This is a genomic window from Mycobacterium sp. NPDC051804 (genome assembly GCF_044452905.1).
Lineage (GTDB): Bacteria > Actinomycetota > Actinomycetes > Mycobacteriales > Mycobacteriaceae > Mycobacterium.
Genome location: NZ_JBITCD010000007.1, coordinates 446,540 through 458,600, shown reverse-complemented (window position 1 = coordinate 458,600; position 12,061 = coordinate 446,540). Strand labels below are relative to the sequence as shown.

Below are 12,061 nucleotides of genomic sequence, written 5' to 3'. Positions count from 1 at the left end.
ACGAAACGCATGAGTCTGCTGACGATCAACAAGCTGACCGACTTTGTCGGTGCTGAGGTGACCGGCCTGGATGCCGATGCGCTGGCAGGAGATGGTGCGCTCGGCACAGCCATCCTCGACGCGCTGGAAGACAACGGCGTGCTGGTGTTTCCTGGGCTGGGATTGGCGCCAGAGGCCCAAGTGGCGTTCTGCCGTCGGCTCGGCGATATCGACCACTCGTCCGACGGACACCATCCGGTTGCGGGGATCTATCCGGTGACTTTGGACAAGTCCAAGAATGCCTCGGCGGCGTACCTGCGTGCGACCTTCGATTGGCACATCGACGGCTGCACACCGCTGAACGACGAGTGCCCACAGAAGGCGACGGTCCTGTCGGCGAAGCAGGTGGCCGAGCGCGGCGGCGAGACGGAGTTCGCGAACTCGTATGCCGCCTACGAGGCATTCAGCGACGACGAGAAGCAGCGCTTCGGTGCCCTGCGGGTCGTGCACTCGCTGGAGGCGTCGCAGCGACGGGTCCACCCCGACCCCTCGCCGGAGCTCGTGGCTAGGTGGCGGAGTCGTCCTACGCACGAACATCCTCTGGTGTGGACGCATCGCACCGGCCGTAAATCGCTGGTGCTCGGCGCCTCGGCCGACTACATCGTCGGAATGGACCTCGATGAGGGCCGAGCGCTGCTCGCCGACCTGCTCGACCGGGCCACCCAACCCGATCTGGTGTACCGCCACACATGGTCTGTCGGCGACACCGTCATCTGGGACAACAACGGCGTCCTGCACCGAGCGGCACCGTACGACCCGGATTCACCTCGGGAAATGCTGCGAACGACGGTGCTGGGTGACGAGCCGATCCAGTAGCCTTACGGACACGCTGTGCGGGTGCACAGCTCCCTCGTTGACGCCGACGGTCCGACTGTGGAAATCTAATAGCCACATATGAGAATCACGTTCTCGTGGCCAGAGATCAGTGAAACGGAGTAGCGCATGACGGAGGATCTGACCTCAGTCGATTTCTTCAGGGACAGTCGACTGACGGATGACCCGTTCCCGTTCTACGAGGCACTTCGCAACAAGTGCCCGGTCAGCCGTGAGGACCACTACGGCGTGACGATGGTGACCGGCTGGCAGGAGGCCGTCGACGTCTACAACGACGCCGAGACCTTCTCGTCGTGCCTATCGGTGACCGGGCCGTTCCCCGGGTTCCCGGTGCCGCTCGAAGGTGACGATGTCACCGACCTGATCGTCGCGCACCGCGATGAGATTCCGTTCAGTGACCAGCTGCCGACGCTGGATCCGCCGACGCACACCAATCACCGTGCCCTGCTGATGCGGCTGATCACGCCCAAGCGCCTCAAGGAGAACGAGGACGCGATGTGGGCGCTCGCCGACGACATCCTCGACGACTTCCTCGCACCGGGCGAAGGTGAGTTCATCAAGGGCTTCGCCGGCCCGTTCACGCTGCGCGTGATCGCCGATCTGCTGGGCGTGCCGGAGGAGGACCGCGACGAACTCCTCGAGCGGCTCGCGCGCGGCACCCATGGCAGCGCGGTGGGCAATGCCGACAAGACGATGAACAAGACCCCGTTGGAGTATCTCTACGAGGTGTTCGCTACCTACGTGCAGGACCGCCGCGCCGAGCCACGCGACGACGTGTTGACGGGGCTGGCGACGGCGACCTTCCCGGATGGCACGATGCCCGAGGTCGCCGACGTCGTGCGGGTAGCGACCAACGTGTTCTCGGCGGGGCAGGAAACGACAGTGCGCCTGCTCAGTACGGCGTTGAAGGTGATGGGCGATCAGCCCGACATCCAGCGCCGACTTCGTGAAGACCGCAGTCTGCTCGGCAATTTCATCGAGGAGTGCCTGCGCATCGAGAGCCCGGTCAAGGGCGACTTCCGGCTCTCGCGGGTCCCTGTGACCGTCGGCGATCAAGAGATCGGCGCCGGCAAGACGCTGATGGTGATCAACGGGGCCGCCAACCGCGACCCGCGCCGATTCGAGGATCCCGACACGTTCGACCCTGACCGCAAGAACGCTCGTCAGCACCTCGCCTTCGGCCGCGGCATCCACAGCTGCCCCGGCGCACCGCTGGCGCGCGCCGAAACGCGCGTCGGGCTCGAGCGGCTGCTCGATCGCACCACGGACATTCGCATCAGCGAGAAGCACCACGGCCCGGCGAGCAACCGCAACTATCAGTACATCCCGACTTACATCCTGCGCGGGCTGACGCAGCTGCACATCGAGTTCGACGTCCGATGAAGGTCAGCGTCGACGAAGACAAGTGTGCCGGCCACGGCATGTGCCTGACGCTGTGCCCCGAGGTGTTCGAGATGACCGACGACGGTTGGGCGGTCGCGAATCCAGACGAGGTACCCGCGGAACTCGAGAGCGCGGCCAAGGACGCCATAGCCAACTGTCCAGAACAAGCCATTTCCGAAATCGACGGCTAAGCAAGGAGATCGAATGCCCAAGGCGTACATCCTCATCACCGAGGACGTCAAGGATCCGGCCGGGATGGCGGAGTACGGCAAGCTCGCGAGCCAAGCGATGGCAGGTGCGACGCTGCTGTCGTTCGACTCGAAGGCCGAAGTGATCGAGGGGCAATGGCACGGCACCCAGACCGTGCTACTGGAGTTCGAGTCCGAAGAGGCCGCCAAGGAGTGGTACTACTCCGATGCCTACCAGGAGGCCGCCAAACTGCGTCAGGCCGCGGCTGAGTGCAATGGCGTCATCCTGCACGGCCTCTGATCTTTTCTCGCGCGCGAGAGTGCGCAAAGTTGGCTCTTGGCGCGGCGTGTCGTCCGCAGACACGCACGCTCGCACAAGGAACTCAGTCCGGTACCAGTGGGCCGGTCGGCTTGGTTGTCGTCGCGCGGACGAGTAACTCCGCCAACTCTTTCGGCCTGCTCAGGAACGGCGAGTGTGAGGTGTCGATCGTCAGCTGCTCGACTCCGAGCCTGCGTGTGACGGTGTCGGCCAGCCACTGCGGCATCGATTGGTCCTGCAGGCAGCGGATAAAGCTGCGGGGGAGATCGGCGGCCCAGAAGTGCGGCACCGAAACCGGCGTCACCGTGGTATCGCCGAAGCGTTCGGGGCCGAGACGCTCGAACGCCCAGCGCGCGGTCGCTTCGTCGCAGTCGTGGTAGAAGTACTTCCACGCACCGTCGAAGTCGGCGAACCACATCGCACCGTCGTCGTCGAACTTCAAGTAGCCCAACATCTCTCCGACGTCAGCGTCGAAACCGTCGCCCAGCTGATCTCCAGCGTCGCGCATCGCCATCGCCTCGGGATAGGTGCGGCCCTCCCTCGGTAACGCCGCCGCCAGGTAGACGATGTGGCTGACACGGTCCGCAGCGGCATCGGCGGCCAGCGTCGCGTCGAATCCGCCACCCGAGTGCCCGACGAGCACATCGCCCGCGTTCAGTTCCGCGACGATCGCGTCACGGCGGTTGGCCAGCGTCGACTCCTCGTTGACGCGGGCGCCGTGGCCGGGAAGGTCGACGGCAACGCCGACGTGACCGAGTGTTTCCAGCTCGGCGATCGTGCGGTCCCAACACCAGGCGGCATGAAAACCGCCGTGCACGAACACGAATCGCATCGACGTCAGCTCAGAACCCGAACCGGGACGTGCGACCATCCCGCGACGTTCTGCGCCGCCACACGCTTGCACTCGTCCAGGAGCACCTCGTAGCGCGGCATACGGTCGAGCAACCGATCGAGCGCAATCGCACTCTCCATCCGGGCCAACGCCGCGCCGAGGCAGCTGTGCACGCCGTATCCGAAGCCGAGGTTCTGCGCCTCGGTGCGGTCGCGATCGATGTCGAAGGTGTCGGCGTCGGTGAACGCTTCGGGGTCGCGATTCGCCGAACCCAGCAGCAAGAACACGGGTTTGCCTTCGGGGATCGTGACACCATGCAGCTCAACGTCTTTCATCGATCGGCGCACGTTGTACTGGTTCGGCGCCTCGTAGCGCAGCAACTCTTCGACCGCGGCGGGAACCTTGCTGCGGTCGTTGAGCAACTTCTGCCACTGGTCGGGGAAGCGCGTAAACGTCACCGCGGCGTTGCCGATCAGCTTGGTGACAGTTTCCGCGCCTGCGCCACCCAGCAGTGTCGCGAAACCGGCGATCTCGAAGTCGTCGAGCGATTGCTTCTCACCGTCTTCGCGCTCGATCTCGGCGGCGATCAGCCTGCTGAACATGTCGTCATGCGGTTCGGCTCGGCGCTGCTGAATGATGTTGTAGTACAGCCCCATCAGTTCACCGACCGCCTGCATGCCCTCCTCGGACATGTCGATCTGGCCGGGTTCGCGACGCAGGGTGATATCCACCCACTCGCCGACCTGCCGGCGGTGTTCCTCCGGCACGCCGAGCATCTGCGTGATCACCTGAACCGGGAAGAGGGCGGAGAAGTCCTGTACGACGTCGAATCGCTCGCCGCCGTTCTTCGAAAGGTAGCCGTCGATGGTCTCGGTCACCATGGGCCGTAACGCCTCGATGGCCCGCGGCGTGAAGACCTTGTTGACCAGGCTCCGCATCTGCCGATGCTCGGGCGGATCCATGACGATGATCATCTTCGCCATCATGGGTTCGTTCGACCGCACCGTCGACAGGTCCAAACCGTATGCCGAGGAGTAGGTTTCGAAGTCCTTGTACGCCGCTGCCACGTCCTCGTGCCGCGACAGCGCGTAGAAGTCGTACTCTTCGTTGTAGTAGACGGGTGCCTCCTCGCGAAGGCGCCGGTATATCTCCCACGGCCCGTTGAAGAACTCGTCGGAGAACGGGTCGAAGACGACCTTCGATGCGGTCATTCGTCTTTGATCAAGATCGCCTGGCGCGGGCACTGCCGCACGGCCTCCTTGACGTGGTCTTCGTTCTCGGGTGTCACTTCGTCCTGCAGGACATGTAAGTAGTCCTGATCGTCCAGGTCGAAGATTTCAGGGTCGATGCCCATGCACACCCCGTTGCTCTCACAGAGGCCGAAGTCCACCTCGATCTTTTGCGTCACCTCAACACCTTCACTGGAACATTGTGGTAGCCGGCGACGTTCTGCATCGTCACCCGATGCAGCCCGTCCCAGTCGACCTCGTAACGCGGCATGAAATCGAGCAGGTGCTCGAGCGCGATCACACTTTCCAGGCGGGCCAGCGCCGCGCCGAGGCAGCTATGGATTCCGTAACCAAGGCCCATGTGCGGCGACTGGGTCCGGTCCCGGGTGATGTCGAACTCGTCGGCACGGTCGTAGGCGCGTGGGTCGCGGTTGGCCGCCGCCTTCATGATGAACACCGGCTTGTGCGCGGGCACCGTCCCGCTCGGGAGGTGCGCTTCCTTCAACGTGTAGCGCACGTTGTATTGCACAGGGCCGACATAGCGCAGGAGTTCCTCGACAGCGTCGTGAACCCTGCTGCGGTCGTCGAGAAGCAGCTGCCACTGTTCGGGATGCTTCGCGAACTCGACGACGGCGCTGCCGACCAATTTGGTGACCGTCTCTGCGCCGGCGCCTCCGAGAAGGGCGCAGAAGCCGGTGATCTCGATGTCGTCGAGTTTGCGCATCTCGCCGTTCTCGCCGGGAATCTCCGCGGCGATCAGCCGGCTGATCATGTCGTCCTGCGGATTCTCGCGGCGATCCTGGACCAGGCCGTAGTAGTAGATACCCGAGTCGATATTGGCCTGCATGTTCTTCTCAGACAGCTCGAGCTGGCCGGGTTCACGCGCCAAGCTGATGTCGATCCAGTGGCGCACCTGCTGGCGGAACTCCTCGGGGACCCCCGCCATCCGCGTGATCACCTCGACGGGGAATGGACCCGAGAAATCCTGCACCACGTCGAAGTTGTCGGGGTCGACCTTGGACAGGTAATGCTTGACGAGCTCGTCGACGGTTTCGCGCTGCGACTGGATCGCCCGCGGGGTGAACGCCTTGTTCAACAGGCTGCGCATATGACGGTGCTCGGGCGGGTCCATGAAGATGATCGACTTCTGCGGGCCCTCCTCCCTGCGCACCATGGCCAGGTCGCAGCCCCGGGACGACGAGAACGCGTCGGTGTCTTTGAGTGCGGCGGCGACGTCTTCGTGCCGGGTCAGCGCGTAGAAATCACCCTCTTCGTCGTAGTAGATCGGAGCTTCGTCGCGCATGCGCTTGTAGATCTCGTACGGATCGTCGAAGTACTCCTGCGAAACGGGGTCGAACACCAATTTGGGCTTGGTCATGGTCTCCTCTTTCGCCGCGGGGCTAGCGACTGCATCACGTTACGCGAAGCTGGATTTGTGTAACGTATAGTATGCCTCACCGGACGCCTCTGAGACAGCGGAATCGCATCTGTTTCATGGCTGAATTCCGGCGTTGATGACGTCGTCGAGAAGCCCGATCGTCTCACCCAGTTCCGCGGCGATTTTGCGCACGACCTCGACGTCCTTGCCGATGAACTCACTGGTCCGTTCGACGAACGAATCGACCGATCCGCCGGCGGCGACGAAACCGGCGACCCGGCTCGCCCCACTGCCGTGCGTGATCGCCTCCAGTAGCTGCGCCTCACTGACGCCGAGGCGATCTCCGAGCGCGACCGCCTCCCGCAACAGTCCGATCTGGGCGGCGAACAACGCGTTGTTGGTCAGCTTCACGGCCTGGCCCGCGCCGAGCGGGCCGACGTGCAGAATCGGGTCACCGTACGCGGCGAGCACCGGTCGGACGCGTGCGACCGCATCGTCGGGACCGCCGACGAACACCGTGAGCGCACCGGCGGCGATGTTGTGGGGGCCGCCGCTGACCGGGGCGTCGAGGACATCGATGCCGGGGGAGTGTGCGGCGATGGTCTGCACCGTGCGCGGGCTTCCGGTCGTGTGCACGACGAGTGCGGAGCCGGGCGACATCGCCGCGAGCACACCGGGCGAGCACACTTGCGCGACCTGTTCGTCGGTGAAGACGCACACGATGAGGACGTCGGCGTCCCTTGCGATGTCGTGGATTCCGGCGGCGGCCTGCGCGCCGAGCGCAGTCACGCCCTTGCGCTTGTCGTCCGTCCTACCGAGTGCGCGGACGTCGTGGCCGGATTCGACGAGACGGGCGATCATCGGGCCGCCCATGCGGCCCGCCCCCACGAATCCGACGCGCGTCACCGTGGATGTTCCATCGATTCCAAGGCGGTGTCGGCCGCGGTGAAGACCGAACCTTCGGGTGCCGACGCGGTGGCGGCGATGGTCGACGCATGACGAACGTCCTTCTGCAGCAACGCACCTGCGATCGGCGCGAGACCTTCCACGGTTCCACCGAAGATCGCTATGCTGCCGAGCGCCTTGCTGGTAGCCGATCCGCCGTTGAGCACCTCGGCCAATCGCACCCGGGGGATGCCGAGGGACTCGCCAAGGTCCAGGGTGCTCAGCGCGCTGCCCAGGTTCGCGGTGAAGAGCAGATTGTTCAGGATCTTGGTGACCTGGCCGCTCCCGAGGGGGCCGAGGTACACGATCGGATCGGCGTACGTGGCGAACACCGGGCGGCAGCGTTCCGCGACGCCTTCTTCCCCGCCGACCATGACGAGCAGTTTGCCCTCTTCGACGGCTGGCGCGCCGCCGCTCACAGGTGCGTCGATAACCGAAACACCCTGCGCGGCAGCCTTGTCCGCGATCTCCTTACATGTATCGGGGTGCACGGTGCTGTGAATCGCGATCACACCGCCGGAGGCTATTCCCGCCAGCACACCGTTCTCGCCGTAGAGCACCTCGCGGACATCGTCGTCGCCGACGACGCACAGGCAGACCAGGTCGCTGGCGGCGGCCAACTCCGCGGGTGAGCCCGCGGTCTTCGCGCCGGTGTCGGCATACGGTTCGAGGCTCGCGGCCCTACGCGCCCACAGCGTTGTCTCAAATCCGCCTTCGACGATCCGGCGTGCCATTGGGCCGCCCTGACTGCCCAACCCGATGAATCCGACGCGCATCAACCCGCCTCCATAGTTTCCGATGTGTTTTGCTGCGCGGCAACGCATTCCCCGACAAACGACAGCACCGCGCTGTGGTAGGCGGCCGCGTTGAGCGACAGCGACATGTTGTGTCCGGTGTCCGGTTGCTCGTTGGTCACGAATCTCGGCGACGAGGTGAACATGGCGGCGATCTGCGCCATGGCGTCGGCATCCGACCGCCACACCCGCTCGTGTTCGGCGGCGCTGAACTGCACCGGCACCCGAACGTGCGGTGCGAGCGCTGGGAAGTCCTGCCGCGGCCAGCTCCTCGTCATGCCCACTTCGTAGAGGGCGCCGGTCGACGAATTCGTCATGCCGGACAGGACATCGGGTGGATACAGCTCCGCGGGCTGCCAAAGCACCTCGCGCAGACCGGTCGGACGTCCCGTCGCCGTCGCCGATTTCATGATCTCGGCCATCGCCGCGTCGTATTGCACACCGGTGCCTGCCAACTCGAGACCGATCAAGTTCGCGCGCTCAGCTCGATCATCGACGGCAAGGCGCACCGCCAGCTCGCAACCGGCGGAGTGGCCGACGAGAAACAAGCCCGTGCCCCGCGGGTTGGCGCCGAGGATCTTGTCGATCGCGCCGTAGACGAGTGCGATGCGTTGTTCCGGCCGCTCCATGGCGTCCGGATACGGCGCGGAGCTACCGTACCCAGGCCGGTCCAGCGCCACCATGGTGTACCCGTTGTCGGCGCCCATCCGCAGCAGCGACAGCGACGGGTGTCCAGGGCAGTCGAAATACGCTGCGGTGCTTGATCCTCCGTGGAACGCGACGACGACGGCCTTGGGCTCGTCGACCGCCGCGATGAGGCCGGACATGGGGACGCCGTCGACGAAGACGACTCGGGCGCGGACACCCGCGTCGCTCACCCTTCTGTCCGCATCAGGATCGCACCGCTCGGGGTGAGGCCGCCGCTACTGACCACCGCGACGCGGGCATCCTTGACCTGCCGCTCGCCGCCGTCGCCCCGTAATTGGGTGACCGCCTCGTGGATCAGCCCCATCCCGTGGGTGCGGCCGTGCGAGAGCTGGCCGCCGTGCGTGTTGAGCGGGATCACCCCGTCGCGGGCGATGGCCTTACCGCCATCGAGGAAGTCCTTGGCCTCGCCGATACCGCAGAAGCCGAGCGCCTCAAGCCACGACAGGCAGTTGAACGAGAAGCCGTCATAGAGCTCGGCGACGTCGACGTCCTTGGGCCGCAGCGATGTTCGGGTCCACAGGTGAGCGGCCTGACCCAGCACCTGAGGTTCGTGGGTCATCGTGGTCTGGTCCCAGTCGGTGCGCTCGACGATCTGGGTGCCCACGGCCTCGAACAGTACCGGCTTGTGCGGCATGTCCTTGGCGGCGTCGACGGCCGACACGATCACCGCGACGGCGCCGTCGCACGGGACGTCGCAGTCGTAGAGCCCGAACGGGGTCGTGATCGGTCGGGCGTTCAGGTAGTCGTCCATGGCCATCGGATCGCGGTAGATCGCCGTCGGATTCAGTGCGGCATTGGCGCGCTGGTTCAACGCGATCCAGCCGAGCGTCTCCCGCGTCGTGCCGTACCGCTGGAAGTGCCTCTGCGCGTTCAGCGCAAGCACGTGCGCCGCCGATGTAGCACCGAACGGCATCTGCCAGCTGGACGTCCGCGCGCCGCCTGGTGGGCTGGCCTTGCCCTCCTTCATCAGCTGCTGGAATGTCGCCTCCCACAGCGTGCGGAAGCACAGCACATGGCGCGCCATACCAGTGGCGATGGCCATCATCGCTGCGATGACGGACCCACCGGGGCCGAAGGTGTCCATCCCGCCGTTGATCCATGTCGGGCGGATGCCGAGCGCACCTTCGAGCGCGGTCACGCCGCCCTCGCCCATACCGGCGATGTCCAGTCCCGGGTAGGTCGACAGCCCGTCGATGTCGTCAAGCGTCAAACCGGCGTCGGCGATGGCGGCCTCGCACGCGTCGATGGTGAGCGACAGCGGCGGCACCATCAGGCGGCGGCCGAGCCGGGATGCGCCGATGCCGGTGATCGCCGAGTGTTCTTCGAACTTGGTGGAGGTCAGCGGCGTGCTGACGTGCCGTGCGAAATCCGTTGGTGCGATCTCGTCTTCGGGCAGCGGGCCGGACTCTTTGTCCGCAGTCGGGCGGAAATTCGGCAGCCAGACATCTTCGATCTTGTCGAACGTGACCTCGACCGCCTGCCCCAACTCCAGTTCGTCGGGTTCACACTCGACGATATTGGTGGTCAGGCGAACTCGCGGATCCTCGACGACGGCGACCTGCGCCACCACATATGGCGGGGGCAGATCCGGAAAGCCGAATCTGTGGTTGACGGTGAATGCCGAAAGCGTGGCGCGTCCAGAGACATCGCGGACACCCATGTTGCGGCCGCGGCAGTATCGGCAGACCGGCTGCGGGGGATGGATCAACGCGTCACAGTCCTGGCATTCCTGGATGCGAAGGACCCCGTCGCCGCCCGCGGTCCAGAAGAACTCGTTCTGGGCGTTGAGCTCAGGCAGTGGTCTGGTCACCTGACGAACTCCGAAATTGCTTCGTTGCCGTTCGTTTTCGGGTCGGGCTCGGGCGACTCTTGCACGTCGGGGTGCGCGGCTCCGTCGCTTGACGGGCGATGTTCACCCATATAGATGATGGCGTGTACAGGGCAGTCGAGGAGCGCCCGCATCACCGCGTCCCGATCCTTCTCGGGGACGGTTCCATCGCCGATCAGCGACGCGTACCCCCAGTCGTCGAGCGAGAAGTATCCCGGCGCGTGCTTGGCGCAGATGCCGAAGCCGTCGCAGAGAGTGCGATCGAGCCGAATCCGCAAGCCGTCACTCATGTCCCACCGCCTCCACTTCATAGGGCCGTACGGAGGTGAAAGCACCGTTGCGGCAGGACGAGCAGTCATTCGCGAGGTGGCTGGTGATCAGCTGCGGGAACTGTCGCAGCAGGCTCGCCGCGACGTTCGTGGCGCCGTCGAGCGTGCCGCACGCGCCGCGGCCGCGCAGCACGACCGACCAGCGTTCCAGGCGCGTCACATCCTCCTGGGTCGCCGCCCCGTCGCGCAGCGCGGAGACGACGGCGGCCATGGCCGCCGTGCCGTTGAAGCACGACCCGCACTGACCGGCGTTCTCGCGATCGAAGTAGGACATCACCGACGCTGCAACGGCGACCGGGCAGTCGTCGGTGAGGATCGAGAGCGCACCACAGCCGAGGCCGCTGCCGAGCCGGCGGATCGTCTCGTGGTCGAGCGTCGCGTCGAGGATGTCGGTGTTGACCAAACCGGCGAAGTAGCCGCCCATAAGCACGCCGCGCACCGAGTCCTTCGGCACCCCGTGGAATGCCAGGAGATCGGAAACCGCTACACCGTGCGGGATTTCGTACAGCGCGGCGGGCCGGCCGCCGCCGGTGATGGTCGCCAGGAACGTGCCGGGCGACATGGGTGTGCCGACCGCACGGAAACTCTGCGAGCCGTGCTCGTGGATGTGGGGTAGGTTCGCGAGCGTCTCGACGTTGCTGACCGTAGTCGGTAGCCCTGACACCCCCTCCTCGAACGGCCGGGGTGGCTTGTCGGTCGGCTTGGCGGGGCCGCCGTTGATGCGTCGCACCGCGGCGGTCTCCTCACCCGCTACGTACCCGGGTTCGACCGTGACCACGGCGATCTCCGTCGCGCCGAACATCTGCGAATCGAGCTCGGAAATCGCACTGTTCACCGCGATCGCCGACTGTTCGTCGGAGACATAAACATACGCTCGGCTCGCGTTGATCATCGCCGCAGCCAGCCGCAGGCCGTCGAGCACGAGGTGCGGCCGGTTGCGCAGCAGCCAGCGGTCTTTCACCGACGCCGGCTCACCCTCCTCGCCGTTCGCGACGATGACCGTCTGTAAGCCGCGGCGTCCCGCGTCGCGCACTGTGCGCAACTTGGTCCCCAGCGGGAACGCGGCGCCGCCACGCCCGAGCAGTCCGGACAGGTCGACCTGCTCCAGCAGCGCGTCGGGGTCGGCCAGCGGGTGGTAGCCGCCGGCCTGCGCGTAATCGGCGAGCTCCTCGGCCTTCACCTGGGCGGGGCGCAGGAGTCGCGGTGCAACCTCCGGCCACGCGGCGACGGTGAGTTCGGTTGCGGTGGAGGTCAT

14 protein-coding genes are annotated in these 12,061 nt (G+C 65.6%); 4 read left to right on the top strand and 10 right to left on the bottom strand.

Annotation, left to right across the window (positions count from 1 at the left end; all coding sequences use genetic code 11):
* The first annotated feature begins 9 nt into the window (after positions 1-9).
* The 4 genes from ACIA48_RS28120 (at position 10) to ACIA48_RS28105 (ending at position 2,745) form a co-directional block, all read left to right on the top strand.
* Entirely contained in the window at positions 10-855 is an 846-nt protein-coding gene (locus ACIA48_RS28120) for a TauD/TfdA dioxygenase family protein (RefSeq protein ID WP_396739240.1), read from the top strand.
* Between the two features lie 126 nt (positions 856-981).
* Complete coding sequence (locus ACIA48_RS28115; RefSeq protein ID WP_396739238.1) at positions 982-2,256, top strand: cytochrome P450; 1,275 nt, start codon at positions 982-984, stop codon at positions 2,254-2,256.
* Entirely contained in the window at positions 2,253-2,447 is a 195-nt protein-coding gene (locus tag ACIA48_RS28110; protein ID WP_396739236.1) for a ferredoxin, read from the top strand. The genes ACIA48_RS28115 and ACIA48_RS28110 overlap by 4 nt, the downstream gene beginning before the upstream one ends.
* A gap of 13 nt (positions 2,448-2,460) precedes the next feature.
* Positions 2,461-2,745 carry a DUF1330 domain-containing protein gene (locus ACIA48_RS28105; protein ID WP_396739234.1) on the top strand — a complete coding sequence of 95 codons (285 nt, stop codon included), beginning with the start codon at positions 2,461-2,463 and terminating at the stop codon, positions 2,743-2,745.
* A gap of 82 nt (positions 2,746-2,827) precedes the next feature.
* Here the strand turns inward: ACIA48_RS28105 and ACIA48_RS28100 are convergent, their stop codons facing one another.
* From ACIA48_RS28100 to ACIA48_RS28055, 10 genes are all read right to left on the bottom strand, one after another.
* Positions 2,828-3,595, bottom strand: coding sequence for an alpha/beta fold hydrolase (locus ACIA48_RS28100; protein WP_396739521.1), 768 nt, complete (start codon positions 3,593-3,595; stop codon positions 2,828-2,830).
* 5 nt (positions 3,596-3,600) lie between these two features.
* Positions 3,601-4,806: a cytochrome P450 gene (locus ACIA48_RS28095; RefSeq protein WP_396739232.1), complete on the bottom strand. Its 1,206-nt coding sequence runs from the start codon at positions 4,804-4,806 to the stop codon at positions 3,601-3,603.
* The gene (locus ACIA48_RS28090) at positions 4,803-5,003 is read right to left on the bottom strand and encodes a ferredoxin (RefSeq protein ID WP_396739230.1); all 201 of its coding nucleotides are present in this window, start codon (positions 5,001-5,003) and stop codon (positions 4,803-4,805) included. Before ACIA48_RS28090 ends, ACIA48_RS28095 begins: the two co-directional genes overlap by 4 nt.
* Entirely contained in the window at positions 5,000-6,202 is a 1,203-nt protein-coding gene (locus tag ACIA48_RS28085) for a cytochrome P450 (RefSeq protein ID WP_396739228.1), read from the bottom strand. The genes ACIA48_RS28090 and ACIA48_RS28085 overlap by 4 nt, the downstream gene beginning before the upstream one ends.
* Positions 6,203-6,316: 114 nt before the next feature.
* Positions 6,317-7,108 (bottom strand): NAD(P)-dependent oxidoreductase, encoded by a 792-nt coding sequence (locus ACIA48_RS28080; RefSeq protein ID WP_396739226.1) that lies wholly within the window; start codon positions 7,106-7,108, stop codon positions 6,317-6,319.
* Entirely contained in the window at positions 7,105-7,923 is an 819-nt protein-coding gene (locus tag ACIA48_RS28075) for an NAD(P)-dependent oxidoreductase (RefSeq protein ID WP_396739224.1), read from the bottom strand. Before ACIA48_RS28075 ends, ACIA48_RS28080 begins: the two co-directional genes overlap by 4 nt.
* Positions 7,923-8,819, bottom strand: coding sequence for an alpha/beta hydrolase (locus ACIA48_RS28070; protein WP_396739222.1), 897 nt, complete (start codon positions 8,817-8,819; stop codon positions 7,923-7,925). Before ACIA48_RS28070 ends, ACIA48_RS28075 begins: the two co-directional genes overlap by 1 nt.
* Positions 8,816-10,459: a thiolase C-terminal domain-containing protein gene (locus ACIA48_RS28065; RefSeq protein ID WP_396739220.1), complete on the bottom strand. Its 1,644-nt coding sequence runs from the start codon at positions 10,457-10,459 to the stop codon at positions 8,816-8,818. Before ACIA48_RS28065 ends, ACIA48_RS28070 begins: the two co-directional genes overlap by 4 nt.
* A complete protein-coding gene (locus ACIA48_RS28060; RefSeq protein ID WP_396739218.1) occupies positions 10,456-10,767 on the bottom strand; it encodes a ferredoxin in 312 nt (103 codons plus the stop codon). The genes ACIA48_RS28065 and ACIA48_RS28060 overlap by 4 nt, the downstream gene beginning before the upstream one ends.
* Positions 10,760-12,061: an NADH-ubiquinone oxidoreductase-F iron-sulfur binding region domain-containing protein gene (locus ACIA48_RS28055; protein WP_396739216.1), complete on the bottom strand. Its 1,302-nt coding sequence runs from the start codon at positions 12,059-12,061 to the stop codon at positions 10,760-10,762. The genes ACIA48_RS28060 and ACIA48_RS28055 overlap by 8 nt, the downstream gene beginning before the upstream one ends.

Bases quoted from the DNA above. Each gene is read 5' to 3' on its own strand.
- ACIA48_RS28115 (WP_396739238.1), top strand. From the start codon at position 982: ATGACGGAGGATCTGACCTCAGTCGATTTCTTCAGGGACAGTCGACTG.
- ACIA48_RS28075 (WP_396739224.1), bottom strand. From the start codon at position 7,923: ATGCGCGTCGGATTCATCGGGTTGGGCAGTCAGGGCGGCCCAATGGCA.
- ACIA48_RS28120 (WP_396739240.1), top strand. From the start codon at position 10: ATGAGTCTGCTGACGATCAACAAGCTGACCGACTTTGTCGGTGCTGAG.
- ACIA48_RS28105 (WP_396739234.1), top strand. From the start codon at position 2,461: ATGCCCAAGGCGTACATCCTCATCACCGAGGACGTCAAGGATCCGGCC.
- ACIA48_RS28060 (WP_396739218.1), bottom strand. From the start codon at position 10,767: ATGAGTGACGGCTTGCGGATTCGGCTCGATCGCACTCTCTGCGACGGC.
- ACIA48_RS28085 (WP_396739228.1), bottom strand. From the start codon at position 6,202: ATGACCAAGCCCAAATTGGTGTTCGACCCCGTTTCGCAGGAGTACTTC.
- ACIA48_RS28100 (WP_396739521.1), bottom strand. From the start codon at position 3,595: ATGCGATTCGTGTTCGTGCACGGCGGTTTTCATGCCGCCTGGTGTTGG.
- ACIA48_RS28095 (WP_396739232.1), bottom strand. From the start codon at position 4,806: ATGACCGCATCGAAGGTCGTCTTCGACCCGTTCTCCGACGAGTTCTTC.
- ACIA48_RS28055 (WP_396739216.1), bottom strand. From the start codon at position 12,061: ATGACCTCCACCGCAACCGAACTCACCGTCGCCGCGTGGCCGGAGGTT.
- ACIA48_RS28110 (WP_396739236.1), top strand. From the start codon at position 2,253: ATGAAGGTCAGCGTCGACGAAGACAAGTGTGCCGGCCACGGCATGTGC.